We start from the raw sequence: 25,437 nt of genomic DNA, 5'->3' as shown, positions 1-25,437 counted from the left end.
AGGGAGTAGTGGGCCCGGCGTATAAGGGGATTACGAGCGACGAGGCCACGGAATCGGCAGGCGAGATGCTCGAGAACACGGCGCACATCAGGCCGGTAACACGGCTTTTATCCTCGTTCGGCGCCTGCTAGAATCGATGACAGACGGGGACGTCGCCGCCTTCACTCACCTCGGCTCGAGCGTCCGGGAGGCCCTCTCCGAACGCGGGTTCGCGACGCCGACGGCGCCACAGCGACTCGCGATTCCGCCGCTAGCCGCTGGCGAGCACACGCTCGTGATCGCCCCCACGGGGAGTGGCAAGACCGAGACGGCGATGCTCCCCGTCTTCGACGACCTCGTCGCCGATCCGCCCGATGGGTTCGGTGCGCTCTACGTCACCCCACTGCGGGCGCTCAACCGCGACATGCGCGAGCGCCTCGAGTGGTGGGGCGAGTACCTCGGCCTCGAGGTGGACGTCCGTCACGGCGATACCACACAGTACCAGCGCGGCAAGCAGGCCGAGAGTCCGCCCGACGTGCTCGTGACGACCCCCGAGACGCTCCAGGCGATGCTCACCGGCGAGCGTCTCCGGGAGGGGCTCGAGGACGTCTCCCACGTCGTGATCGACGAGGTACACGAACTCGCGGCCTCCAAACGGGGCGCCCAGTTGTCGGTGGGGCTCGAGCGACTCCGCGAACTCTCGGGGCCGTTCCAGCGCATCGGGCTCTCCGCGACCGTCGGTGACCCCGAGTCGGTGGGCCAGTTCCTCACCGGCGGCCGACCGTGTACGATCCGCGAAATCGACGTCGGGAGCCGAATCGACGTGCGGGTTCGTCAGCCCGAGATCACGGACGAAGACCAGCGACTCGCGGGTGAACTCGCCACCGATGCCACGACGGCCAGCCACGTCCGATTCATCCGAGACCTCGTTGCCGAAAACGAGTCCACGCTCATCTTCGTCAACACTCGCCAGACGGCCGAGGCGCTCGGCTCGCGGTTCACCCGCCTCGAGCTTCCTATTGGCGTCCACCACGGATCGCTCTCGAAAGAGGCCCGGATCGACGTCGAGGACCGGTTCAAGGCCGGCGACCTCGACGCGCTGCTGTGTACCTCCTCGATGGAACTCGGGATCGACGTTGGCCGGATCGATCACGTGATCCAGTACCAGAGCCCGCGACAGGTTTCCAGGCTTCTGCAGCGAATCGGACGGGCGGGCCACCGCCGTGACCAGGTCTCGAGAGGGACCATCGTGACGACCCGGCCCGACGACACGCTCGAGGCGCTGGCCATCGCTCGTCGGGCGAGCGCCGGGGAGGTCGAACCGGCCGAAATCCACGACGGGAGCCTCGACGTGGTCGCCAACCAGATTCCGGGGATCGTCCAGTCGACGGGATCGCGCCACATTTCGGAAATTCGCGACCTGTTCGCCCGCGCCTATCCGTTCCGCGACCTCGAGGAGTCGGCCCTGCGGAGCGTCCTCTCGGAACTCCACCGGAATCGAATCGTCTGGTTCGACGAGAGTACCGACAGAGTGGAGACCACTGGCGGCACCTGGCAGTACGTCTACGCCAACCTCTCGATGATCCCCGACGAGGCGACCTATGAGGTCCACGACATCGCCTCGAGCGGCCAGATCGGGACCCTCGACGAGCGATTCGTCACGACCTTCGGTCAGCCGGGGGCCGTCTTCATCCAGCGCGGGGAGATGTGGCGAATCGTCGAGATCGACGACGAGGAAGAGCGGGTGCGCGTCACCCCCATCGAGGACCCCGCCGGCGAGGTCCCGTCCTGGATCGGCCAGGAAATTCCCGTCCCCGAACCGGTCGCCCAGGAGGTGGGCGAGATTCGCGGTACCGTCGGCTCGCAACTCGAGACCGGCGCCGACGACGCGGCCGTCGCTCGGGACCTCGGCGGACGTTATCCGGGCGACGATACGACGCTCCTGGGGGCCGTCTCTGGGCTCCGAAAACAGCTCGAAGGGGAGGCGCCAATGCCGACCCACGACCGCATCCTGCTCGAGCGCCAGGGACGGACGGTCGTTCTCAACGCCTGTTTCGGCCACCGGACGAACGAGACCCTCGGTCGGGTGCTCTCGGCCCTGCTCGGCCAGCAGTCCGGATCGTCGATCGGGCTCGACACTGACCCCTACCGGATCGAACTCGAGGTGCCGACCGACGTGGCGACGAGCGACGTCGTGGCCGTCCTGACCGAGACGGACCCCGACCACGTCGGCACCATCGTCGAGCTGGGGTTGAAGGGATCGGACGCTCTCGCCTACCGCCTCTCGCAGGTCTCGGCGAAGTTCGGCGCGCTCAAGCGCTGGCAGGGTTCTGGCCGCATGTCGAACGAGCGGTTGCTCAAGGCGCTCGGGGACACGCCGATGTACGCCGAGTCGATCCGCGAGGTGTTCCACGAGGACCTCGACGTGACGGGCGCGAGCCGTGTCCTCTCGCGGCTCCAGTCGGGCGACCTCTCGCTCGAGACGGTTCGCGGCCGGACGGCTATCGGGAGCGCGGGTCGCTCCGGTGGAAAGGAACTGCTGGTACCCGAGAACGCCGACGCGAGCGTCATCCAGACCGTCAAGGAACGTCTGCAGGACGACCGGGTGACCCTGCTGTGTACCCACTGTCGTGAGTGGTACTCCCGGACGAAAGTGAAGCGGGTCGCTGAGCAACCCGAGTGTCCGAATTGCGGTTCGACGCGCGTGGCGGCGCTGAGTCCGTGGGCCGACGACGTCCTCCAGGCCGTCCAGGCCGACGCGAAGGACGACGAGCAAGAGGAGCTGACCCGTCGCGCGGTTAAAAATGCGAATCTGGTCCAGAGCCACGGCAAGCAGGCCGTCGTCGCCATGTCCGCCCGCGGCGTCGGCCCGCACAACGCCGCCCAGATCATTAGCCGTCTTCGCGAGAACGAGGCCGACTTCTACCGGGACATCCTCGAGAAGGAGCGCCAGTACGCCCGAACGAAGGCATTCTGGGACTGACTGGAATCGAGTACGGCGCCAGGCTCGGGCGGGAATCGGTCTCACTCGAGCCGCGGTCGTAACGCCCATGCGTTCACGCCGCGTTCGTCCGACTATGAAGTTCGCGCCGGGCGCGTGGCGCTACGCCATCGTTCCGCTGGTCGTGGCCCCGTTCGCCTACCTCATCAGCGTCGGCGTCGGCATCGCGACCCTCCTGCTCGGCGTCGGGACGCTCGCGTTCTTTCGCGACCCCGAGCGAACGCCGCCCCTGTCTGGCGTCGTCGCGCCCGCCGACGGCAAGGTGTCCGTCATGCGGACCGAGGCCGACCGATTTCGCCTGGGAACGTTCATGAACGTCCACAACGTCCACGTCGTCCGTGCGCCGTTCGACGCGGCGGTTCGGGACGTGGAGCACTCGCCAGGCGGATTCAAACCCGCGTTCTCGAAGGACTCCGACCGGAACGAGAAGATTCATCTGTACCTCGAGCCCGCAGAAGGGGCGTTCTCCGAGGAAACGTTTTCCGAGGACGACGATGAGAGCGCCGACGAAACCGGAACCCAGGAACGACCGACGGAAGCAGAGGTCACGTTCATCGCCGGCGCGTTCGCCCGCCGTATCCACCCCTACGTCGAACCCGGTGACTCCCTCGAGCGGGGCCAGCGAATCGGACACATCGCGTTCGGGAGCCGCGTCGACGTGGTGTTTCCACCCACAGTCGACCCCGAGGACCTGGCGGTCGAGCCGGGCCAGAAGATGACTGCCGGAGAGACGGTGATCCTCGAGACCGACGCGAATCTCCTGGCGGGCAACGACGGACTCGACGCCGGCGGCTCGAGGCCCTGATCGGTCCCTGGCCGATATTCGACCGGCCAGCCAGCACAGGCGGCGACCGGCCAGCCAGCACCAGCCATTAGCGTTTGGCGTCCACCGCGTCTCGAGCCGCCTCGAAGTGGCGCTGCTCGATCACCACGTCGTCGGCGTGGTCGTTCGCCTCCTCGGGGCCGTACTTCGTGGCGACCTCGCGGATCGCCCGCATCGAGGCGTCCCGGACGAGCGCCTCGAGGTCGGCGCCGGTGTAGCCATCGAGGTCGTCGGCGAGGTCGTCGAGGTCGACGTCCTCTCCGAACGGCTTGCCGCGGCCGTGGACCTCGAGGATCTTGCGGCGGGCCTCGAGGTCGGGTTCGGGGACCAGGACGTGCGTGTCGAGTCGACCTGGCCGAAGCAAGGCCGGGTCGAGGTGGTCCTTGCGGTTGGTCGCCGCCAGCACCACGAGGTTCGGGTTTTCTCGCATGCCGTCGAGTTCGGTCAGCAGCTGGGAGACGACGCGATCGGTCACCTCGTGGCCGTCGTCGCGATTGGCCGCGATGGCGTCGATTTCGTCGAAGAAGACGATCGAGGGGGCCGACTGGCGGGCGCGCTCGAACACCTTGCGGATCGCCTTCTCGCTTTCACCGACGTAACGGTCGACGATCTCCGGGCCGTCGACGCGCACGAAGTTGACGTCCGTCTCGCCTGCGAGTGCCCGCGCGAGGAGCGTCTTCCCCGTTCCCGGCGGCCCGTAGAGCAGGACCCCCGAGGGCGGATCGGTGTTCGTCCGATCGAAGAGTCGCTCGTAGGTTAGCGGCCACTCGACGGACTCCCGGAGGACCTGTTTGGCGTCCTCGAGGCCGCCGACGTCCGCGAAGTCGGTGTTGGGCGACTCGGCGACGTACTCGCGCATCGCGGAGGGTTCGACGGCCGCGAGCGCGGTGTCGAAGTCGGCCCGGGTAACCGTGGGATTCGCGCTCCAGGCCGCGCGCTCGTCGGCGTCAGTCGGTCGGCGGCGGATGGCGGCCATCGCGGCCTCGGTGACGACGGCGTCGAGGTCCGCGCCGACGAACCCGTGGGTCCGACTCGCGATTTTGTCGACGTCGACGTCCTCGGCCAGGGGCATCCCGCGGGTGTGGACTTCGAGGATCTCACGTCGACCGACCATATCCGGGACGCCGATCTGAATCTCGCGGTCGAAGCGGCCGCCGCGGCGGAGGGCAGGGTCGATGGAGTCGACTCGGTTCGTCGCCCCGATGACGATCACCTCGCCCCGGGCGTCGAGCCCGTCCATCAGGGTCAGCAACTGGCCGACGATTCGATTCTCGGCGTCACCGTCGTCGTCGCGCGTCCCCGCGATGGAGTCGATTTCGTCGAAGAAGATGATCGTCGGGGCGTTCTCACGGGCTTCCTCGAACGTTCGGCGAAGTTGCTCCTCGGACTCGCCCTTGTACTTCGACATGATCTCCGGCCCGGAGATGGTGACGAAGTTGGCCTCGACCTCGTTCGCGACCGCACGAGCGATCAGCGTCTTCCCCGTACCTGGCGGTCCGTACAGCAGGACGCCCGACGGCGGCTCGACCCCGAGGCGTTTGAACAACTCGGGTTCGGAAATGGGCAACTCGATCATCTCCCGGACCTGCTCGAGTTCCTCGTCGAGGCCGCCGATGTCCTCGTAGGTGACGCCGGAGGGACGGTCCGGCGTGGCCGCCGACCCCGACGAGCCCCGCCCGTCGGCGTCTCGGGGCGGCGTCGAACTCGGCGCGTCGGCGCCGTCGGTATCGGTGTCGTCGAAGACCAGCACGGTCGTGGAGCCGGTGATCTGGACGTCTCCCGTGGGTTCGGTTTCGACGACGGTGAAGGGGTCGGCCGCGACGCCCTCGATCCGGATCTGTTCACCGGCGCGGATCGGCCGGTTGCGCAGTTTCTGGTTGGCGACGCGCTCGGCCAGACGCGACTCGGCGTCGCTCAGCGACGGCGGCGGCGAGAGCGTGACGGTTTCGGCCGCTCGGATGGACGAGCCGTCCGTCGCTCGAACCGCCACGGTGTCGCCCACGTTCACGCCAGCGTTCGCGCGGGTGTCGGCGTCGATCTGGACGACCTGCTCCGGGATCGCCGGATCCGCCGGCCACATCTTCGCGACGGTCCGTCCCTCGCCCTCGATGACGACGGTGTCACCGCTCAACACGCCGAGCTTTCGTCGCGCCGTCTCGGGGATCCGTGCGACGCCACGGCCAGCGTCGCGCTTCTCCGCCGCGCGCACGGTCAGCGTGACGCCGTCGTCCGTCTCGGTCATGACAGATCGTTGTGGGGGAGTCGCCTTGAGAATTTCCCACCAGCGGCGACCCGTCCGATGATCGGCGGGGGAGTGTCCATCGATCGGCGTCGAGAGTGGAATCTCTCGAGACGCGGGGGCGAGTCGCGCTGGAAGCACAAACCGCAGCCCGCTGGAATCCGCCATTTACGCCGTTCGATTCCCGCGCTCGTCGTCCGAAACGACAGGTAGGCAGCACCGATTGCTCGAGAGGAAGCCCGCTCCACGGAGTCGATTACAGCCTCGCCCTCGACGTTCGACCGATCCCGTGCCGGCGCCATAATTACAGCGTCGACAACAGTTTCTCTGCGTGAAACGTTCGGGTAAACAACTGCATAGGAATAGGGTGAAGTCCGTTTTTCGCACCTATGCCGTCTTGGAAACGACGATCCGTCTTGGCCACAGGTGCAGCACTCGTGACTGGTAGTATCTTCGTCTCCGCCGGAGCGAGCCAGGAGACGGAGGATCAGGAACTCCCGTTTGAGGAGCCACGTAGCTGGTCCTCTCATCACGGAAACGCCGGAAACTCGGCGGCCGTCTCGATCGATGGCGGGTTTCCCGCGCCAACGTCGGTCGCCTGGGAGTACGACTACACAGGAGACATCGCAGTCGCCGATCAGGTCGTCTACCTTCGAACCGGTGAGGAAGTACACTCACTCGAGGCCGAAAACGGCACGGTACGGTGGGAGAGCGACGACGTCGGTGCCGCAGGGACGCCGGCGGTAGTCGACGACGCCGTCTACGTCGGCGGCGATGCAGTGACGGCGCTCGAGGCTCCGACGGGCGAGGTTCGCTGGCGAGTGGGCTTCGAGTCCGATAGCCAGGTTCCGGATCCCACCGTCGCCTTCGAGACGGTCTACGTCGTCGTTGACGGGACGCTGTACGCGCTCGACCGAGACGACGGCTCGATCCGGTGGGAGCGAGAGTCGGTCACGCTCGAGACCCGCGACGGGGAGGAAGAAGAGGAGGAGACGGCTCGATTCGCATCGAAGCCGGTCGCCGCCGACGATAAATCGATCTACGCAGGCGTCGGCGATGCGGGCTTCGTCGCGCTCGATCCGGTTACGGGTGTCGAGCGATGGACCTACCGAGAATCGTATTCCTCCACGTGGTGGGACTATCACGAATACCTCACCGTTGGGGCGGGACTCCTCTTTACGGGACAGATGAGCGACGGCGGGGAATTCCCCGTCCTCGACGTGACGACTGGTGAGCGAGTCGAACATACGTCGTACTATTTCCCGATGGCGGTGACAGAGTCGGCGAAAGTCGAGACGGGTAGGCACGGGTTCCGAGTGTACCACTACGATACGGAGTACAGCTGGTCGGTTGGCGGCGCGACGGACGCGTGGGGACGCCCGATAGTCGTCGGGCGTACCGTCGTCCTCGCGCACCACTCGTACGCGAAAGATGAGCCGAAGCTGTACGGATTCGACCTCGAGGACGGGGCCGAACTGTGGTCGTTTTCGCTCGCGAAACTCGGCGTCGAGGATAGCGATGAGTCGAGATGGCCAACCACGTCGTACGCCGCCGACGGAGACGCGCTCTACGTCTCCACACCCAACGGGATCGCGGCTGTTCGTTCGTCCGACAACGGAGACGGCAAGGACGATGAAGGGGGAGGGAGAGGACGGAGACGAACACTCCATCGACCTCTCGGTCCAGGCCCCGGCGTCGATCGAATACAGGGAAGACGCCGATCCATCCGAAGACGGCGCGGACTTCGATGTCACCGTGACTAACCGCGACGACGAGACGACCTCGATCGAGGTCCGACTCGAGGTCGGCCCGATCGACGAGCCGGTCTTCCTCGAATTGGACGGTCGCGAGACCGATACCGCTCATTACACCGTCATGAGCAGGGATATCGGGGTCGGCGAACACGACTGGACCGTCACCGCCAACGATGAGACCGAGACGGGGACGCTCGTCGTCACCGAGGCGGAGGAGTGCTAGCCGCGGCGTCGCTCGAGATCGCGACGTAGTCATCTCGCGCGTCGCCCGCTCCGATCGCCGGTGGACACCTCCCCCTCGAGCGTCTTAGAGCAGCGTTCGTCACGTGTCCCCGTTGCGCAGGTCGACGTTACCGCGTCGGTCGCTTCGCAACCGACCGTCGCGCCGTCGAGAGCCGAGTACGTAATCGACGGCGACGAGACACCTACGCCTAAGCCCCGCCGGCGTGCAGGTGTAGGCATGCGACCGGATCGAACCGCCGAACTCGCGCTCTTGCTCGAGGTTGCCGGCACGCCGAAGCCCGGAAACGTCGACCGACACCGCGACCTCGCAGACTTACGATTCGAGCACTTTCTCGCGGGGGCTGTGGGTGCCCGTGACGGCCTCGAGATGGCAGCCGACGGCGCGCCTGTCGGCCCGGCGTTCGAACACGCGATCGAAGGCATGGCCGAACAGGAGGGCGGGAACACGCAGTTCGGGGCGTTGCTGGTGCTCGTTCCGCTGGTACGGGCCGCTCGAGGCGGCGACGACCTGACCCGATCCGCCGCCGAGGCCGTCGTCGAGGGGACGACCGTCGCCGACGCGGCGGCGTTCTACCGCGCGTTCGACCACGTCGACGTCTTCGTCGGCGACCCGCCGGCTGATATGGAACCCCTCGACGTCCGTCGCGGGAGCGACGCGATTCCGACCCTGGAGGAGCGCGGGCTGACGCTGTACGACGTGATGGACCGGAGCGTCCCCGGTGACGACGTCGCTCGCGAGTGGGTCCGCGGGTTCGAGCGATCGTTCGCAGCGGCCGACCGGCTCGCTGCGGCCGAGGGGCCAATCCTCGAGCGCACCGCCGCAGTCTTCCTCTCGTTGCTGGCAGACCGCCCGGACACGCTCGTCGCCGCCCGTCACGGCGAAGACGTGGCGGGCGAGGTGACCGACCGCGCTGCGATGCTCCACGACGGGAACGCCCTCGAAGTTGACCGACCGGCGGTCGAGGCGTTCGCCGACGAGCTGGTCGACCGGGGGATCAACCCGGGGACGACGGCGGATCTCACCGCGGCCGGGCTATTCATCGCCCTCGAGCGCGAATCGGTCGAGATATGACTGGCGACGATGCCGACCTCGGGGCGAACGGCGACGGCACCGACCAGGACGCCAGTGACGGCGCGAACACCGCGGAGTGGCCACTCGAGCTCAGTGGGGTCAGCGAAACCGTCGTCACCACGCTCGGGCCAAACGGACTGTGGAACGTCGCCGCACTCGGCGTCTTCGCCGGCGACCCCGCCACCGCCAGAACCTGGGGGAACACGCGAACGCGCCGGAACTTCGAGCGGCGAGGCGAGGGCTACGTCCAGTTCACCCGCGACCCGGTCAACTTCGTCGACGCCGCGCTCTCGATCACTGAACGCGAGGACCCGATACTCGAGTCCGCCGACGCCTGGGCTCGCGTCGCGGTCGAGCGGGTCGAGACTGGCACGACAGACGGAACCGACTGGGCGGAGTGGACGCTCGAGCCACGCGAATCGGCCGTCGAACGCGAGTCGGTGACGCCGGTCCCGATCAATCGTGGCTTCGGCGCCGTGATCGAGGCGACCGTCGCGGCCTCCCGGCTGGGTGTCGAGGGTTACGATCGCACGCGGCTCGAGGAGCGACTCGAGCACTGTCTCGAGGTGGTCGGCCAGGCCGGCGGAGCCAGGGAGCGGTCGGCGTTCGCGAATCTCGTGGCGTACAGCGAGTGGGATCCGTCGGTGCGGGCACGAGACGAGAACGAATGGCTTTAGAAGGCGCTCACGGAATAACGGGTATGGCAATCAAGCCGGCCTACATCAAAAAGACGGGGAACATCCTCCTGGAGCAGTATCCGGAGGCGTTCACGACCGACTTCGAACAGAACAAAGACAGCGTCACGAAGCTGACGAACATCGAATCGAAGGGCGTTCGAAACCGAATCGCGGGCTACGTCACGCGAAAGAAAGGCGCCGCCGTTTCGGCCTGAAACGAGGATTTTCTCGACTGTTACTGACTCGGTGAGTGACGACGCCGACGACTTTCGAGCCGGCGAGTCGACACGATCGCGACGCAAGGCACTACGCGTTCGAGACGACGCTCATCGATCCCGCTCGAGCGCCTCGTCCTCGAGCACGACGGGACAGTCGACGACGCGATACGTCTCCATCGAGGGCATCTCGAGGATTTCCGTCCCCTCGTGGGTACAGGCGACCGCGGGTGGTTCCGAGAAGTACTCACACTGGTGACAGTAGCTTCGCTTCGGAATAGTCCGATACTCCCGTTCGGCGGACGCCGCGGGCGAGCTATCCGTGGACTCGTCCTCGAGTTCCGCCCAGAGGCGCTCGCGATCGATTTCGGCGACGTCCTCCCGATCGAACAGGTCGTCGACGGCCGGGTCCCGCTTCGGCGGGGACGCCGCCTGGTCGGAGACTCGCGCCGCGAGGTCGCCGAGAGGGTCCGTACGGTCGTCGGGTTTCAGGGGGGCCGACTCGAGCGCTGGCGGCGACTCGCCAGTGGTGTCGGATTCGAGGGCCCGTTCGTCGAATGCCACGGCTCTCGAGTCCTCGTCCGGTTCTGAGTTTTGGTCCAGTCTCGAGTCTGAGCCCTCGGACTCCGGACTCGTCTCACCGCCGCCGCCGTTCCCGTCGTCGGTCATTCGCTCTCACCTCGATCCACAGACCGTCGGTCGTCGTCCGACGGTTCCGCGTCGGCCTCGACCGTCTCGAAGACCGACGCCGTCTCGTCGGTGTCGACCGCCGCGTGCGCTGCCGGCTCGAGGGCCGGCGGCTCGCCCGTCTCGAGCGTATTCGATCCCAGGAACGAACGCTTCTTCGAGATGTCCGCGAACTGGGTACCACAGTGCGGGCAGGCTGGCTCGGTCAGGAGTCCCATCGAAACGGCCGTCGAACACGCCGCGCAGGTGGCCGTCTGAATCCCGAGCCGACTCGCCGCTCGCTGCAGCCGTTCGGCCTCCGAACGGCGACGCTCTCGGACGGCGAGGGCGTCTCGCCGTTCGCGAAGGTCGAGCACCGCCGTCGCCAGCGTCGTCGACCGCCGCTCGAGTTCGTCGGTGGTCTCCAGGACGTGCTCGAGGACGTCTTCGAAGTTCTCGAAGCCCGAGTCGACCGTCTCCGAGAGGTCCTCGAGGTCGGCTTCCAGGTTCGAGAGCGCGTCGACCCGGTCCTCGAATGCCGACAATCGCTCCGCTACGGTCTCGAGGTCCTCGTCGAGCGCTTCGACCGCCGATCGGTCGGCGTACTCGTCGTGGTCGTGCTCTGCTGGTGCCTTTCGATCAGCCTCCTGCTTGACCTGGACGACGCGCTCGCGAACGTCCTCGACGTGGTCGACGAACTCGGTTCGCTGCTCCTCGAGCGCGGATCGGAGGGTCTCGGAGTCGACGGAATCGGCGGGTCCGACCCGGTCTTCGTCGACGACCTCCTCGTCGGTGGTGACCGCGTGTGTCGCCGACAGGAGCTGTCGACAGAACGTCGCTCGAGTTTCGCCGCGCCGGTCGGCCTCCTCGTCGATCCAATCGTTTACGTTGGCCGGTAACGCGAACGAGACCGCCCCGTCCTCGTGGTTCTCGCTCGCCATGCGTACCCGATTCGACGGGTGCACTCTTAGGGGTTGTGTCGGTTTCAGCGCTCGATACGCAGAGGAGATTGGCTCTCGACGTGGTATTCGGCGACGTGTGTAGATGGGCGGATGGCGAGGAATGGTGGTAGCAGTGAAAGGAAGGGATGGGGATATGAGGGTGGTGGAGGGGTGGGAGGAGTCTACCGAATCTTTCGCACGTTACTGATGTCGAACCCGCTGTCGCGAATCTCGGTCTCGAACTGGACGATGTTCTCGTCCTCGAGCCGCGAGAGCACCCCTCGAAACTCCTCGACGACTAACGTCCGATCCCGTTCGGAGCCCCCGCTCTCCCACTCGAAGTGCAGCGTCCCGTCGACGGCTTCCTTGAGTCGACCGAACGCCTGCCCGGTGAGCGTTTCGACGTCGACGAGCAACAGGACGGCGCCGCCCCATCGGTACGCCGCTCGTTTGAGTCCCTTGAGCAGGATCGTCAGATCGCTCTGGGAGAACTGGTCGCTGGTGGCCGCGGCCGCGAGCAGGTCCGTCGCGGAGTCGATGACGACCAGGTTCCCGGAAGCGTGTTCCGTGAGGTACTCGCCGAGCGCCTCGAGCACGTTCCGGCGGTTCGTCCCGTCGCCCAGGTTCGTGATGTCGGTTCGCGTGTCGCTGTACCAGTCGGTCGGTACCGGCGTCAACTGGAAGAACTCCTGCGAGAGGTCGACGAACGAGACGGCCGACGTCCCCGCCTCGACGAGGTCGTCGTCGAGGACGAACCGCATCTCGTCGACGATCGCGTCCCGCTCGCTCGTAAAAGAGACGTAGTGGACCCTCTCGGGGAGTGCGACGCCGGGCTCGAGGTCGCCGTAGTAGAATTCGAACTGGTCGCCGTCGGCTCTGGCGAGGCCGTTCATGGCCGTCGCTGTGTAACAGAACTCCCGGCCGCCCGCGCCCGCCTCGGTCGCCAGCAAGACGACGCTCCCGCTCGGCGCCCCGCCGCCGATCATCGCGTCGAACCGCGAGATTCCGAGTGGCATCCGCTGCATACGGTCAGCGTCGCAGGGGACTCGCTTACGTGTTGTGGCAGGCTCGAGGCCGCTTCGTGGTGTGCCGCTCGAGGTCGTCGTACTGAACGAAACGCCCCCGTAGAACGGCTGCCCGGGGCGAACGGCCTGACGGTATCGTTCGAGTCGTCGTCGTCTCGAGTCGTCTCGAAGCCAACAAACGAGCGTGAAAGTGAGAACCGACCGACTCGCGCTCTAGAGGAAGCTCTCGATGCGATCGGCAACTTCCTCGGGCGTGTCGCCGACGGGGACACCCGCGTCGTTGAGCGCGTCGATCTTGCTCTCTGCGGTGCCGGTTCCGGACCCGGAGACGATGGCGCCCGCGTGGCCCATCCGCTTTCCTGGCGGGGCCGTTCGGCCGGCGATGAAGCCCGCGACGGGCGTCTCGACGTGCTCGTCGATGTAGGCCGCGGCCTCCTCTTCGTCCTCGCCGCCGATCTCGCCGCACATGACGATCGCCTTCGTGTCGGGATCGTTCTCGAACAGCTCGAGGGCGTCGACGAAGTCGGTGCCGATGATCGGGTCGCCGCCGATACCGATGGCGGTCGTCTGGCCGATCCCGCGCTGGGTGAGGCTGTCGACGACCTGGTAGGTCAACGTTCCGGAGCGGGAGACGAGACCGACGTCACCCTCGGCGAAGATGTTCCCCGGCAGGATGCCAAGCTTGGCCTCGCCGGGCGTGATCAGGCCGGGACAGTTCGGCCCGATGAGCCGCGTGTCGGTCTCGGTCAGGCGCTTGTTGACCTTCGCCATGTCCTGGGTCGGGACACCCTCGGTGATCGCGACCGCGAGGTCGAGGTCCGTATCCAGGGCCTCGAAGATGGCGTCCGCGGCGAACGCGGGCGGGACGAAGATGACCGACGCGTCCGCGTCCTCTTCCTCGACGGCCTCGTCGACCGTGTCGTAGACCGGGACGCCGTGGACTTCCTGACCGCCCTTTCCAGGGACGGCGCCGGCGACCACGTTGGTCCCGTACTCGAGCATCTGGCCGGCGTGGAACTTCCCTTCGCCGCCGGTGATTCCCTGTACAACCACGCGAGTGTCGTCGTCGACTAGAACGCTCATTGGTCTCCCTCCTCGTCCTCAGCGTAAGCAACGGCACGCTGAACTGCATCCTCGAGGGTCTGTTCGACCGTCACGAGGTCCTCGTTCAGAATCTCCATGCCTTCCTCCCAGTTCGTTCCGGCCAGCCGCACGACGACCGGCTTTGGAATCTCGTCGAACTGTCCGAGGGCCTCGTTGATCCCTTTGGCGACCTCGTCGCCGCGGGTGATGCCCCCGAAGATGTTGAACACGACCGAATCGACGTTCTCGTCGGAGAACACCATATCCAGCGCGTTGGCGATTCGCTCGGCCTTCGCGCCGCCGCCGACGTCGAGGAAGTTCGCGGGCTTCCCACCGTAGTGGTCCACGAGGTCGAGCGTCGTCATCACGAGGCCGGCGCCGTTGCCGATGATCCCGACGTTGCCCTCGAGGCGGACGTAGTCGAAGTCGTACTCGTCGGCCTTCTGCTCGAGTTCGTCGCCGCTCGCGGCTTCGTCTTCCATCTCCGCGAGCTCGGGCTGACGGAAGAGGGCGTCCTCGTCGATGTTCATCACGGCGTCGGCCGCGATGACCTCGCCGTCGCTGGTGACCATCAGCGGGTTGATCTCGGCGTCGGATCCGTCGCGGTCGTCCCAGAGGTCGTAGAGCGTCGTCAGGACGCCCGCCACGTCGAGGGCGAGGTCCGGTTCGACGTCCGCATCGTAGACGGCCTTGCGAGCCTGGTAGGGGTGCATGCCGAACGCGGGGTCGACGTGTTCGCGAGCGATCGCTTCAGGCGTCTCGTCGGCGACCTGCTCGATGTCGACGCCGCCTTTCGTCGAGACCATGGCGACGGGCTTGCCCTCCCCGCGGTCCATCGTCACGCCGACGTACAGTTCGTTGACGAAGTCGACCGCTTCCTCGACCAGCACGCGATCGACGTGGTAGCCCTTGAGGTCCATCCCGAGGATCGATTCGGCCGCGTCGCGGGCCTCGTCGGCGTCCTCGGCGAGTTTGATCCCGCCGGCCTTGCCGCGACCCCCGACCTGAACCTGTGCCTTGATCGCGACCGGATAGCCGATCTCGTCGGCGGCCGCCAGGACGCCGTCGACGTCCGACGCGAGCGTCGACGCTGGCGTCGGAACCCCGGCGTCAGCGAACACCTGCTTCGCCTGGTACTCGTGGAGTTTCATTGCGCACTCGATACGCAGTTGCGCCGTTGCTTAAATCATGGGAGTTTGCGTCGAGTCTCGAGTTTCGTGGCTCGAGTTCGACACTCGACACTCGGCCCCTGCTATCGACAGGTTGCACTGGCTGGCTCGAGTCGGTGCGCGGGACAGGATTCGAACAATGCGAAGACGTGCTCGCTTCGCTGCGCGCGACTTCTCTCGTTCGAATCCCTCGTCGCGCATACACGTCTCTCACTGGCGTTCGAGACGGTATGCGCGGGACAGGATTCGAACCTGCGGACCCCTACGGGACAGCGTCCTAAGCGCTGCGCCGTTACCACTTGGCTACCCGCGCTCGATGTTCGAATACACGTCGAATCGGCTAAGAAAGTATCGGTCCGTCCTAGTGCGTCACCGGTTCCTCGGGCGACCAGTCCGGCGGCACGATGAACGTGATGTGCTCGGCGTCTCGCAACTGGTGGAGTTCGGCTGCCTGCTCGGCCAGCGATCGATCTCGATACGGCATCTCGAGCCCGCAGCCAGTACAGACGAGTTTGCAAGTTGGTTCGTTCATGTGGTGACGCGTACCCCCGCCGGGTGCGTGCTCGTCGCTTCGAATCCGAACCGCTTTAGTAAGAGTGACCTAGTGAAATCCCGGGCGAACGGCCAGTTAGCCTAGGGTTTCGTAGCTGGACGTTGTCTGGCGTAGCACGTTATTGCGATGAGAATCACGGCCGCCGCCACAGTCCTCGACAGGTGAACGACCATGGGACGCGACGGGAGCGATCGCCAACCGTGTGTTTATGGTGCAACCATCCGTTGTAACGAGCATGTACAGCGCCAATACGCGCGTCGAACACGAACCGTGGCTCGAGGAACTCGAGCAGGCCGCGGATCGTCTCGAGCTGACGGGCGAAGCTCGCTCGACGGCCGCCGATCTCTTTCTCGCGAACGTCCCCGAGGCCGACCGATCGAAGCCGGCGGTGCTTGCGGCGAGTATCTACGCCGGGTCGCTCGTCGCGGGCGACGGCCGCACCCAGTGTGCCGTCGCCGAGGCGGCGGACGTCTCCCGCCTCTCCATCCAACAGCGCTGGAAGGACCTGCTGGCCGGCGCCGGACTCGAGCCGCCGAAGTGGTAGGGCCAGGGCCGACCGGTGATCGAGCGCTTCGTTCCCTCGCGACCATCTTCTCGCCACCTCCTGTACTCGCTATCCTCCGTCGGCAGCTGCTGGACTCCCGCTCGACGCACTGAGTAATGGTCGATAATTCCGACTCACAGAATCGTTCCAGTGGGAAAACGCCGATGTCGTTCCGGTAGGCCGCCGCTACACCGATGAAAGTGTACCGTTGCCTGATGTGTTTTCGGGTCGTCGAGATGTGTTTTCGCCCGATGCTCTCACCGAGTGTCGCCGACCGATTCACGATCGAGACGACCACGCTCACCGGCTTCGAATATCGACGACAACGCGAGTAGCGAAGCGTTATTCGTCGTCGCGGGCGAGATGCTTCGCTGCCAGTGCGGTTCCGCCGGCGACGCCTGCGGTGCCGACGACGGCGCCGAAACCGGGGAGGCCATCGGCTTCCGATTCGTCGTTTCCGCCGCTTCCACTGTCGTCACCCTCGTTCGTGCTTTCGTTTTCGTCGCTGCCATTGCCGTCCGCGTCGCTACCATTGTTGTCGTCGCCATCGCCGTCGCCGCCGTCGTCGCCGTCGTTCCCGTCGCCCTCTGCACCATCGCTCCCGTTGCTCGAGGACCCGTCCCCGGCCTCGGGCAACTCGACGTCGCCGAGCGCGACGAACGGCAGTTGTGGCACCGAACCATCGGATTCCGAGAGCACCTCGACGCGGTCCACGCCCTCGGAGGTGACCATGTCCATCACGGCCGGATCGTTGTCGCCGGTGCCGCCGCCGATGACGTACTCGCCGGCCTCGGGGGCGATACCGCGAATCGCGCCGTCCCCGTAGCCGTCGAACGGGGCGACGAGGGCCACGATACCGATTCCGCCGCCGGCCTCGACGTCCCAGCCGATCGCGTCGGCGGGAACGCGGACCGAGACCGTGCGCCCTTCCACGTTCGTCTCGACGTTCGACGTTACGGAATCGCCGGCCGCGGACTCGACGCTCTTGACCGACTCGCCGTTGACGACGACGCGGTAGTGGTAGGGCGTCGCCATGTCGGCGTTCAGCCCAGTTCGACCCTCCGTGGTTCCCTCTACGTCGGCGTCGGGGTCGTGGACGTACACCTGGAAGAACTGGTGGGAGAAGCCGCGGGGGAGCCCCCAGGGGTTCTGGATCTCGCTGGCCATCGTGAACGCGAACTCGACGCGATCGCGCGAGGCCGAGACGGTCAGTTCGTCGATATCCCAGGCCCCTTCGTAGAAGTCGTCGCTCGTCGGGTACTCGTAGGTCCCCGGGCCGTAGGGCTCGCCGGTGGGTTCGTCGAACGTGGCGACCGACTCGAGCGTGGTTACGAGCGGGACGTACTGCACCGTCGCTCGCGTTCCGTCGCTGTAAGCCAGTCCCCGGTACCAGTCGACGTCTGCCGGCGTCACCACGTCGATCGCGTTGGGCGCGGCGTCGTTCTGTGCGCCGCCGAAGGTCGTCTCGGTGGCCTCCGCTTCGGCCTGCATGACGTTCCCCGGCGCGTCCGGATCGTAGCCCAGCATCACCACCGCGACGTCCAGGTCCTCGAGGGGCGTCTCCAGCGCGGCTTTCGGCACGTCGACGAGAATCTCGGCGGCGGCCGGGTTCGCGGCGACCTCACCCTCGGCGAGTCGCGTCCCGTCGGCGGTTTCGAGTCGCGTCCCATTCTCGCCGTCGACGACGACCCGGTACTGGTGGGGGAGATCGAGAGTCGCGTTGACGCCCTCGCGCATCTCCGTCGTCCCGTCGTCGGAACCGTCGGCCAGATACAACTGGAGGTGCTGGGCGGAGAACCCGCCGTCGTACCCGTCGTAGTTCTCGAGGTCGCCGCCGACCGCCGCACGGAACTGGTAGGTATCGCCGCCGTCGTGAACCGAGAACGCCGTCAGGTCGAAGATGCCGTCGGTGAACCGGTCGTCGGTCGGGTACTGGTAGCGGCCGTTGCCGCCCTTGTCGGTTCCCGGGGTGACGGAGAGGTTCGCGATACGGTCGCCCGCGGCGAAGAACGTCGGCGTCTCGAGGATCGCGACCTGGTCGACCTCGACGGTGCGTCGTTCGTCGTCGGCCTCGCCTTCGACCTCCAGATCCGCGCCGGAGACCACGTCGATCGCGTGCACGTCCGAACGTAAATCGACGGTCGCCGCCCCCTCGGGGTCGAAGTTGACGATCACGACGACGCGGTCGGGCCCGGCGACATCCTCGAGGTGGCTAGCGTCGCGCCCGAAGACGAGCACGCGGTCGTCGGACTCGTGCCACTCGCCGACGAGGTCGGCGTCGTTTTTCAGCACGTCGAGGTCGTGGTACGCACCGATAAGGGTCCGGTAGAACTCGAGGTGGTCCTCGTCGTACGTCTCCCAGTTCACGAACGCTCGCTGGCGGCCACCGGGGCGGACGTCGGCCCCGCTGTTGACCGAGCCGTCGGCGTTGTAGCCTCGCGGGTCGTTCTCGCCCATGTGTCGGCCCTCGCCGAACCGGCTGATCTGGCGCTCCTGGCCGTAGTAGACGAACGGGACGCCGGGGAGGGTGACGCCGGCAGCCCAGCAGGCGCGCTGGAGGGCGGCCCCGCGCTCCCACTCCTCGTCGGAGACCTCGTCGTGGTTCGGGTTCGCCTGATCGACGACGGTCTGGTTGAGCAGGCGCAACTCGTCGTGGTTCTCGATCGCGTTGAGGACGAGCGAGTGGTCCGGGATGCCCTCCGCAGCTCGCGCCCTGACGTCGTCGTAGAGGTCTGTTGGCGAGGCCAACCCGCCGGCAACGTCGTGGCTCGTCGTCGTGAACCCCTCGGTGTCGAAGTGCATGTCGAACTCGTTCTCCGAGAAGGCGGGATCCTTCGGGATCGTCTCATCGAGCATGAGGAACTCGCTGTCGTTCGACCGGACGACCTCGCGGACCTCCTTCCAGAAGCTGTGGGGGACCCCCCAGGCGATGTCACAGCGGAAGCCGTCGACGCCGACCTCGCCGGACCAGAACTCGGCGACGGCGAGCATGTGCTCGCGGACCGCAACGTTGTCGTAGTTCCAGTTGGGCATGACCCGGAGCCCCCAGAAGCCGGTCGGACTGGGGGCCGGCTCCACCGTCTCGCCGTCGTGGGTGATCGGCGCCTCGAGGCGATCCCACCAGTCGAAGTGGTTCGAGTCCTCGTTCCAGGCCTCGACGGGCGGATACTCCCAGTTCGGTGTTGGCGGTTCGGTTCCCTGCTCGGCGATGGTGTCCTGGAAGTACGCGTGGCCACGCCCGGCGTGGTTGCTCACGAGGTCGAAGACGACCTTGATGCCGGCCTCGTGACAGGCGTCGACGAACGCCCCGTAGGCCTCGACGGGATCCATTCCGTCCGGGACGAGGTCCTCGGCGATCCCGAAGTAGTCGTTCGTGTCGTAGCCGTGCGGGCCGCCTCCGGGCGGTCCCTCCCGGAAGCCGGAGTCGTCGTTGTTGCCGTACAGTTTGTCGACGCTCTCGGCGGGAACGACGGGCGTCAGCCAGACCGCGTCGACGCCCAGATCGGCGAGGTAATCGACGCCGTCGATCAGGTCCTCGAACGTCGTCGCGCCTCGTTCGCCTGCCCACGAGCGCGGGAATATCTGGTACATGACGCCCTCGGCCATCCACTTGGGCGGGCGGTTGGGCAGGCTGGTCGCACCGTCGGGTCCGAGTTCGATCGTATCGAGGGTGCTCAGGCTGTCGCCGTCGGAGGCGACCGCGTGGACGCGGGCGGACTCACCCTCGAGAGCCGATTCGGGTACGCGACCGGTCAGTCCGTCGACCTGAATCGCGTCGGTGGCGAGCGCGTCCCGGTCGTCCGCGAGGAAGGCGACCTCGAGGTCGGCCCGCGTCGCCCGGCTGTTCGGCGCGAGTCGCGCGTTCGTCTCGAGGACGTACTCGCCGTCCTCGTACCATCCCTCGAGTTCGATCCGGGGCTGGCCGCCCGCACCGCCCTCGGATTCGGGGAACGCGTGGATCGTCAACTCGTGGGTGCCGTCGGGCGCCTCGAGTTCGAGGACGTAGGTGCCGGGGACGTCGGCCTCGAACTCGGCGACGTTGTCTCGGCCTTCGTCGTACCGGGGCCGGTCCGGATCGAGCGACGACTGGTAGGTCAACTCGACCTCGCTCCCCTCGGGGCGCTGGGCGACGGACCAGGTGAAGTCCTCGGCTGCGTAGCCCCCCGGATTTGGGCTGGCATTGGGAACCCGCGGGGCGAGGTTGTCTCGCCCGCCGATCATCTCGGGGCCGACGAACGCCGAGTTCCACAGTTTCTCGCCGACCTGGACGAAGCGCGGGTGGCCGGGGTGGAAGGAGTCGATGCCGCTCGCCGTCACGCCCTCCGGGGCGCTCGCCGCGACCGAACCGCTCAGTCCGGCCGTCAGTCCGTAGGCGCCGAGTCCCGCAACGCCGCCGAGGACGGTTCGTCTGTACAGCGATCTCGAGTCGTCGTCTCGTGAATTGTCGCTCATGGGTGCGATGGTGTGTCGTCGTTCCCGTGGTGGCGGCCTCGAACGTGTGGCCTGAGGGCACGGGCCGTGTCACCAGTGGGGACGACGTGTTACAACTACGGTGTAATTTTTCATCACACTTAACCGTATCTGTTGTCGTGATCGGAGTGCAGTGGATCCGACCGAGTGTTTCCACTATCGGTCGCGACGGATCGGTGCCCGCCCGTCGTCAGCAGTACCTCAGTGGTGTAGCGAACCTAGACAAGCCCCTGCTCGACGAAATATCACGGCACCCGTTGCACAGACTACGACAACCAGCGCCCCAGGTCCCGGGGTGGGTCGTTACGGAACCCGCGTACGTGTACGTGATCAGAAATACGCTCCCGAACAACGCGAGGTACTCCGAGAGCCCCCAGGAGCTGGCCAGTAGCCAGTCCGGGTACGCAATTGCTCCCCGCCTTCGGTAGATCAGAAGCAGTATCGTGATACCCGTCGAAACGAGGTGATGGACGACCAGGGGTGCCTCGACGTCACCCGAGATGGCGGCGTTCAACGCGGCCAGCACGATACCGGTCACGACCACGACGGGTACGTAGGTTGCGGCGTACAGGATGGGTTAGTTCCAGACCGACTCTGTGGTGTCCAACTCCTGGTGATTCATCGTATCGAGGGCAAATCCGGGAACGAGTATTCACGTATTCAAACTACTCCGGCCTCGAGGACTCCCGCCCCCCGCGGTCGGGCGTCAGGTTTCCGTGCTCGTCGATCTCGCCGTTGACGATGCGCGTACTCGAGATGATGTCGTCGTCCTCGGCGCGCACGTGAGGAACGACGACGAGTTCCAGCGGGTCGTGGCCGCGCTCGCGGCGCAGGTCGTTGATTTTCTTGCCACCCTCGACCGTCTCGGGCGAGACGATCAGGTAGTCGAACTGGGCCTCTGTCGCGATTCCCGTCGGCTCGGTGAGCGTCCGGACCTCGAACTCGCGGTCGTGTTCCTCGGCGAGCGTCTCGAGTTCGGCCTCGAGGTCGCGCTTTCGCTCGTCGTAGGGGCGGACGTAGCGGTCGACGTGTCGGGTCTTCGGCGCGAGTTCGTTGCTGGTCAGCCCGACGGTCACGTCCCCGAGTTCGAACGCCCGTTCGAAGAGCCGTCGATGGCCATCGTGAACGGGGTCGAAGGTCCCACCAAGCGCGACGTCCATACCCGTGGTCACTGGCGGGGCGCGTATAAAAGGGTCGAATCGTCGATTCCCGCTCGCGAGCGACATACGACGATCGTCGAACATCCGCTTCGCATCGTTTTTTGTACTGCACGTTCCTCGCCTTGGTATGGGACTGGACGAAGACTCGCTGGAGTATCACCGGAGCGAACCACCGGGCAAGATCGAAATCTCGACGACGAAACCGACGAACACCCAGCGAGACCTCTCGCTGGCGTATTCGCCGGGCGTCGCCGCGCCGTGTACGGAGATCCACGAGGACGAGACCGACGCCTACACCTACACGGCGAAGGGCAACCTCGTTGGCGTCGTTTCGAACGGCTCTGCCGTCCTCGGACTGGGCGACATCGGCGCCCAGGCCTCCAAACCCGTCATGGAGGGCAAGGGCGTGCTGTTCAAGCGCTTCGCCGACATCGACGTCTTCGACATCGAACTCGACGAGGCCGACCCCCACAAACTCGTCGAGGCGATCAAGATGATGGAGCCCACCTTCGGCGGGGTCAATCTCGAGGACATCAAAGCCCCCGAGTGTTTCACCATCGAGGAGCGACTCCGCAAGGAGATGGACGTCCCGGTCTTCCACGACGACCAGCACGGCACGGCGATCATCTCCGGCGCCGCGCTCGTCAACGCCGCCGAAATCGCCGACAAGGACCTCGAGGATCTGAAAATCGTCTTCTCGGGCGCCGGGGCGAGCGCGCTCTCGACGGCCCGGTTCTACGTCTCGCTGGGCGCGAAGCGAGAGAACATCCTGATGTGTGACTCCTCGGGAATCATCACCCAGGCGCGAGCCGACGCCGGCGACGTCAACGAGTACAAACGCGAGTTCGCCCGCGACGTCCCCGAGGGCGACCTGGCGGACGCCCTCGAGGGTGCGGACGTCTTCGTCGGTCTCTCGGTCGGCGGCATCGTCTCCCCGGAGATGGTGCAGTCGATGGGCGACAACCCGATCATCTTCGCGATGGCGAACCCGGACCCCGAAATCGGCTACCAGAAGGCCAAAGACGCCCGCGACGACGACGTCATCATGGCCACCGGCCGCTCGGACTACCCCAACCAGGTCAACAACGTCCTCGGATTCCCGTTCATCTTCCGCGGCGCCCTCGACGTTCGCGCGACCGAGATCAACGAGGCGATGAAAGTCGCGGCAGCCGAGGCGCTCGCCGACCTCGCCCGCCAAGACGTCCCCGACGCGGTCGTCAAGGCCTACGGCGACGAGGCGATCCAGTTCGGTCCCGACTACATCATCCCCAAGCCGGTCGATCCGCGGGTGCTGTTCCGCGTCGCCCCCGCGGTCGCCCAGGCGGCGATGGACTCCGGTGCAGCCAGGACCGAAATCGACGTCGAGGCCTACGAAGAGCAACTCGAGGCTCGCCTCGGCAAGTCCCGGGAGATGATGCGCGTGGTCCTCAACAAGGCCAAGAGCGACCCCAAGCGCGTCGCGCTCGCGGAGGGCGAAGACGAGAAGATGATTCGAGCGGCCTACCAACTCCAGGAGCAGGAGATCGCCAACCCGGTCCTCATCGGCGAGGAGGACACGATCGCCCGGACGGCGGCGAATCTCGGCCTCGACTTCACGCCCACTGTTGCGGACCCGACCGCGGGCGCCTACGACGAGTACGCCGAACGGCTGTTCGAGTTGCGCCAGCGCAAGGGGATCACGCGCTCGGAGGCGACCGAACTGATCCGCCGGGATACGAACTACTTCGGCAGTGTGATGGTCGAGGAGGGGGATGCTGACGCCCTGCTCACGGGACTGACCCACCACTATCCCTCGGCGCTTCGACCGCCGTTGCAGGTCATCGGCACCGCCGACGACGTCGACTACGCCGCGGGCGTCTACCTCATGACGTTCAAGAATCGGATCGTCTTCTGTGCCGACGCCACCGTGAATCAGGACCCCAACGAGGAGGTGCTGGCGGAAGTCACGAAACAGACCGCGAAACTCGCCCGCCGGTTCAACGTCGAGCCACGAGCGGCGCTGCTCTCGTACTCCAACTTCGGGAGCGTCGACAACGAAGGGACGCGAAAGCCACGTCGCGCCGCCGCGATGCTCCAGGGCGACCCCGAGGTCGACTTCCCCGTCGATGGCGAGATGCAGGCCGACACGGCCGTCGTCGAGGACATTCTGACGGGCACCTACGAGTTCTCCGACCTCGAGTCCCCGGCGAACGTGCTCGTCTTCCCGAACCTCGAGTCGGGCAACATCGGCTACAAACTCCTCCAGCGCCTCGGCGGGGCGGAGGCCATCGGGCCGATGCTCGTCGGGATGGACAAGCCGGTCCACGTGCTCCAGCGGGGCGACGAAGTCAAAGACATCGTCAATCTGGCGGGCGTGGCGGTCGTCGACGCCCAGTCGGAGTAACGGGCGTACTACTGTTCGGTGATTTCGAATGTTGACTTCTGACTCCGAATCGCCAACCGCGAGGTACGACACTCGGACGACTAGCCGCTCGAAGTCGGTGCCAGTAGGGAGTGAGAATGGCCACCTCGGGAGGGGGAGGGTGGGAGAGGTGGCCAGATTCGATCGCCAACGGGTGAATTCCAAGGTCTGTGTCCTCTCACGCTCGAGGGTTCAGACCAGGTTGAAAGTCACCGACACACACAAAGAACGTTGACCTATCATATTCAAGCAGCCGGTTAGACGGCGTCACGGCCTCGATTTCAGCGGGTAGAATCGATTATCCGAGTTCGGTTCCCGGCTCGGTAGTTCCCCGTCTTCCGACCGAGGTTAGACGTCGAGTAGTCCGTTCCTTTACGCAGTCACCCAAACACGCGACCGACGTCGAGTCTGACGTAGTGCCAGAGTGTGCCCGTCAGACCGCTCGCCGCGATTCGTCGACCCGACGTCTCGACCAGCACCCGCGGACAGTACCCCGTCGGGAACGAGCGCGCGAGCGCCCGACTGAACGCCGTATCCTCGTTGGCGACTGGCGGAAAGCCGCCGATCGCCTCGAACGCGTCGCGGTGGACGAACGTGTTGAACCCCGGCAAGACCGGCCGCTCGAGTCGCGGAAACGCGTAGTTGATCGTCGCTTCGACGCACTTCGCCCGGAGGGGACCGGTCACCCGACAGCGCGAAGATGCCGCGGCCAGCCCCTCGGCCTGGACGAATCCGAGCATCCGGGTCAGGTACGAGGCGCGAACCTCGGTGTCGGCGTCGACGAAGGCGAGCCACTCGCCCTCGGCGCAGCGCGTACCACGGTTTCTCGCCGCCGCGATTCCGTCCGCCGGGCCGGAGACGACCGTCACGTCGTACTCGCGGGCGATTTCGCGGGTGCCGTCGCTCGAGTCGCCGTCGACGACGACCACCTCGTAGTCGTAGGCGGTGTCCAGGGCTTCGATGCTCGAGAGGGCCCCTCGAATGTACTCGGCCTCGTTGCGCGCGGGGACGACGAAACTCACCAGGGGTCTGCTCGAGCGGTTGGCGCGTCTGGCGCATTGGCTGTCGGTGCGGTCGTCCGCGCCGCCGTCCCCGTCCTGGTCGCCGTCCGCCTCGTCGTCTTTGTTCACGCCGACGTCCGCTCCGGCATCCTCCTCCTGGCCGCCGCCCGTACGCGTTACGTGCCCTCGGCCGGACCCGGTGTCAGAACCCGTCGGCCGCCGCGTCGATGATCGCATCTACGACCCAGGTCTCGAGGCACGGACTTATACTGTCGGCTCTTCGTTCGACCGTCGGTTCAGGTCGTCGGTCCAGATCGACGTTCGGATCATCGGTCGAGGTCGACGTTCGGATCGAGAGACGGCGTCACGGTGTTCTTCCGTTGTAATTGGGTAGTGGTCGGGTAGTAATCGGATAGTAATC

At 66.2% G+C, this 25,437-nt stretch carries 19 protein-coding genes and 1 tRNA gene; 9 read left to right on the top strand and 11 right to left on the bottom strand.

The window, feature by feature from the left end; all coding sequences use genetic code 11:
* Positions 1–136: 136 nt before the first annotated feature.
* A complete protein-coding gene (locus tag ACFQO4_RS01520) occupies positions 137–2,962 on the top strand; it encodes a DEAD/DEAH box helicase (RefSeq protein ID WP_500259244.1) in 2,826 nt (941 codons plus the stop codon).
* A gap of 94 nt (positions 2,963–3,056) precedes the next feature.
* Positions 3,057–3,785: a protein sorting system archaetidylserine decarboxylase gene (locus ACFQO4_RS01515; RefSeq protein WP_500259243.1), complete on the top strand. Its 729-nt coding sequence runs from the start codon at positions 3,057–3,059 to the stop codon at positions 3,783–3,785.
* 67 nt (positions 3,786–3,852) lie between these two features.
* On the opposite strand, the gene ACFQO4_RS01510 is transcribed toward ACFQO4_RS01515, so the two are convergent.
* Positions 3,853–6,045: a CDC48 family AAA ATPase gene (locus ACFQO4_RS01510; protein WP_500259242.1), complete on the bottom strand. Its 2,193-nt coding sequence runs from the start codon at positions 6,043–6,045 to the stop codon at positions 3,853–3,855.
* A 413-nt stretch (positions 6,046–6,458) separates the two neighbouring features.
* Here ACFQO4_RS01510 and ACFQO4_RS01505 point away from each other — a divergent pair, with 413 nt between their 5' ends.
* The 5 genes from ACFQO4_RS01505 to ACFQO4_RS01485 all read left to right on the top strand — a co-directional run bounded on the left by ACFQO4_RS01505 (position 6,459) and on the right by ACFQO4_RS01485 (position 10,003).
* Positions 6,459–7,805, top strand: a complete 1,347-nt coding sequence (locus tag ACFQO4_RS01505) for an outer membrane protein assembly factor BamB family protein (RefSeq protein WP_500259241.1) — start codon at positions 6,459–6,461, stop codon at positions 7,803–7,805.
* Entirely contained in the window at positions 7,798–8,019 is a 222-nt protein-coding gene (locus ACFQO4_RS01500; protein ID WP_500259240.1) for a hypothetical protein, read from the top strand. The genes ACFQO4_RS01505 and ACFQO4_RS01500 overlap by 8 nt, the downstream gene beginning before the upstream one ends.
* 237 nt (positions 8,020–8,256) lie before the next feature.
* Complete coding sequence (locus tag ACFQO4_RS01495) at positions 8,257–9,111, top strand: triphosphoribosyl-dephospho-CoA synthase (protein WP_500259239.1); 855 nt, start codon at positions 8,257–8,259, stop codon at positions 9,109–9,111.
* Positions 9,108–9,788 carry a DUF447 domain-containing protein gene (locus tag ACFQO4_RS01490; RefSeq protein WP_500259238.1) on the top strand — a complete coding sequence of 227 codons (681 nt, stop codon included), beginning with the start codon at positions 9,108–9,110 and terminating at the stop codon, positions 9,786–9,788. The genes ACFQO4_RS01495 and ACFQO4_RS01490 overlap by 4 nt, the downstream gene beginning before the upstream one ends.
* A 23-nt stretch (positions 9,789–9,811) precedes the next feature.
* On the top strand, positions 9,812–10,003 hold the full coding sequence (locus ACFQO4_RS01485) for a 30S ribosomal protein S17e (protein ID WP_254155956.1): 192 nt from the start codon (positions 9,812–9,814) through the stop codon (positions 10,001–10,003).
* 111 nt (positions 10,004–10,114) lie between these two features.
* Here the strand turns inward: ACFQO4_RS01485 and ACFQO4_RS01480 are convergent, their stop codons facing one another.
* From ACFQO4_RS01480 to ACFQO4_RS01450, 7 genes are all read right to left on the bottom strand, one after another.
* Positions 10,115–10,672, bottom strand: coding sequence for a DUF8135 domain-containing protein (locus ACFQO4_RS01480; RefSeq protein ID WP_500259237.1), 558 nt, complete (start codon positions 10,670–10,672; stop codon positions 10,115–10,117).
* Complete coding sequence (locus tag ACFQO4_RS01475; RefSeq protein WP_500259236.1) at positions 10,669–11,610, bottom strand: hypothetical protein; 942 nt, start codon at positions 11,608–11,610, stop codon at positions 10,669–10,671. Before ACFQO4_RS01475 ends, ACFQO4_RS01480 begins: the two co-directional genes overlap by 4 nt.
* A gap of 182 nt (positions 11,611–11,792) precedes the next feature.
* The gene (locus tag ACFQO4_RS01470; RefSeq protein WP_500259235.1) at positions 11,793–12,635 is read right to left on the bottom strand and encodes an RAD55 family ATPase; all 843 of its coding nucleotides are present in this window, start codon (positions 12,633–12,635) and stop codon (positions 11,793–11,795) included.
* 213 nt (positions 12,636–12,848) lie between these two features.
* Positions 12,849–13,718, bottom strand: a complete 870-nt coding sequence (sucD, locus tag ACFQO4_RS01465; RefSeq protein WP_500259234.1) for a succinate--CoA ligase subunit alpha — start codon at positions 13,716–13,718, stop codon at positions 12,849–12,851.
* Complete coding sequence (gene sucC, locus ACFQO4_RS01460; RefSeq protein WP_500259233.1) at positions 13,715–14,869, bottom strand: ADP-forming succinate--CoA ligase subunit beta; 1,155 nt, start codon at positions 14,867–14,869, stop codon at positions 13,715–13,717. The genes sucD and sucC overlap by 4 nt, the downstream gene beginning before the upstream one ends.
* Before the next feature lie 249 nt (positions 14,870–15,118).
* A tRNA-Leu gene (locus tag ACFQO4_RS01455) sits at positions 15,119–15,200 on the bottom strand.
* A 48-nt stretch (positions 15,201–15,248) separates the two neighbouring features.
* Positions 15,249–15,419, bottom strand: coding sequence for a hypothetical protein (locus ACFQO4_RS01450; protein WP_253434770.1), 171 nt, complete (start codon positions 15,417–15,419; stop codon positions 15,249–15,251).
* Between the two features lie 256 nt (positions 15,420–15,675).
* Here ACFQO4_RS01450 and ACFQO4_RS01445 point away from each other — a divergent pair, with 256 nt between their 5' ends.
* Positions 15,676–15,984 (top strand): cyclin family protein, encoded by a 309-nt coding sequence (locus ACFQO4_RS01445; protein ID WP_497901275.1) that lies wholly within the window; start codon positions 15,676–15,678, stop codon positions 15,982–15,984.
* Between the two features lie 342 nt (positions 15,985–16,326).
* Here the strand turns inward: ACFQO4_RS01445 and ACFQO4_RS01440 are convergent, their stop codons facing one another.
* Positions 16,327–20,436 carry a glucodextranase DOMON-like domain-containing protein gene (locus ACFQO4_RS01440; protein WP_500259232.1) on the bottom strand — a complete coding sequence of 1,370 codons (4,110 nt, stop codon included), beginning with the start codon at positions 20,434–20,436 and terminating at the stop codon, positions 16,327–16,329.
* Positions 20,437–21,119: 683 nt separating this feature from the next.
* Complete coding sequence (locus ACFQO4_RS01435; protein WP_500259231.1) at positions 21,120–21,614, bottom strand: phosphopantetheine adenylyltransferase; 495 nt, start codon at positions 21,612–21,614, stop codon at positions 21,120–21,122.
* 127 nt (positions 21,615–21,741) lie between these two features.
* On the opposite strand from ACFQO4_RS01435, the gene ACFQO4_RS01430 reads away from it, so the two are divergent.
* A complete protein-coding gene (locus tag ACFQO4_RS01430) occupies positions 21,742–23,997 on the top strand; it encodes an NADP-dependent malic enzyme (protein WP_500259230.1) in 2,256 nt (751 codons plus the stop codon).
* A gap of 398 nt (positions 23,998–24,395) precedes the next feature.
* On the opposite strand, the gene ACFQO4_RS01425 is transcribed toward ACFQO4_RS01430, so the two are convergent.
* Entirely contained in the window at positions 24,396–25,253 is an 858-nt protein-coding gene (locus ACFQO4_RS01425; protein ID WP_500259229.1) for a glycosyltransferase family 2 protein, read from the bottom strand.
* Positions 25,254–25,437 lie beyond the last annotated feature (184 nt).

It is taken from the genome of Saliphagus sp. GCM10025334 (assembly GCF_042663485.1).
Taxonomy (GTDB): domain Archaea; phylum Halobacteriota; class Halobacteria; order Halobacteriales; family Natrialbaceae; genus Natronosalvus.
The sequence above is the reverse complement of the archived record's forward strand: the minus strand, read 5'-3'. Positions and strand labels throughout refer to the sequence as shown.

Bases quoted from the DNA above. Each gene is read 5' to 3' on its own strand.
- ACFQO4_RS01520 (WP_500259244.1), top strand. From the start codon at position 137: ATGACAGACGGGGACGTCGCCGCCTTCACTCACCTCGGCTCGAGCGTC.
- ACFQO4_RS01515 (WP_500259243.1), top strand. From the start codon at position 3,057: ATGAAGTTCGCGCCGGGCGCGTGGCGCTACGCCATCGTTCCGCTGGTC.
- ACFQO4_RS01510 (WP_500259242.1), bottom strand. From the start codon at position 6,045: ATGACCGAGACGGACGACGGCGTCACGCTGACCGTGCGCGCGGCGGAG.
- ACFQO4_RS01495 (WP_500259239.1), top strand. From the start codon at position 8,257: ATGCGACCGGATCGAACCGCCGAACTCGCGCTCTTGCTCGAGGTTGCC.
- ACFQO4_RS01490 (WP_500259238.1), top strand. From the start codon at position 9,108: ATGACTGGCGACGATGCCGACCTCGGGGCGAACGGCGACGGCACCGAC.
- ACFQO4_RS01485 (WP_254155956.1), top strand. From the start codon at position 9,812: ATGGCAATCAAGCCGGCCTACATCAAAAAGACGGGGAACATCCTCCTG.
- ACFQO4_RS01480 (WP_500259237.1), bottom strand. From the start codon at position 10,672: ATGACCGACGACGGGAACGGCGGCGGCGGTGAGACGAGTCCGGAGTCC.
- ACFQO4_RS01475 (WP_500259236.1), bottom strand. From the start codon at position 11,610: ATGGCGAGCGAGAACCACGAGGACGGGGCGGTCTCGTTCGCGTTACCG.
- ACFQO4_RS01470 (WP_500259235.1), bottom strand. From the start codon at position 12,635: ATGCAGCGGATGCCACTCGGAATCTCGCGGTTCGACGCGATGATCGGC.
- sucD (WP_500259234.1), bottom strand. From the start codon at position 13,718: ATGAGCGTTCTAGTCGACGACGACACTCGCGTGGTTGTACAGGGAATC.
- sucC (WP_500259233.1), bottom strand. From the start codon at position 14,869: ATGAAACTCCACGAGTACCAGGCGAAGCAGGTGTTCGCTGACGCCGGG.
- ACFQO4_RS01450 (WP_253434770.1), bottom strand. From the start codon at position 15,419: ATGAACGAACCAACTTGCAAACTCGTCTGTACTGGCTGCGGGCTCGAG.
- ACFQO4_RS01445 (WP_497901275.1), top strand. From the start codon at position 15,676: ATGTACAGCGCCAATACGCGCGTCGAACACGAACCGTGGCTCGAGGAA.
- ACFQO4_RS01440 (WP_500259232.1), bottom strand. From the start codon at position 20,436: ATGAGCGACAATTCACGAGACGACGACTCGAGATCGCTGTACAGACGA.
- ACFQO4_RS01435 (WP_500259231.1), bottom strand. From the start codon at position 21,614: ATGGACGTCGCGCTTGGTGGGACCTTCGACCCCGTTCACGATGGCCAT.
- ACFQO4_RS01430 (WP_500259230.1), top strand. From the start codon at position 21,742: ATGGGACTGGACGAAGACTCGCTGGAGTATCACCGGAGCGAACCACCG.
- ACFQO4_RS01425 (WP_500259229.1), bottom strand. From the start codon at position 25,253: ATGCGATCATCGACGCGGCGGCCGACGGGTTCTGACACCGGGTCCGGC.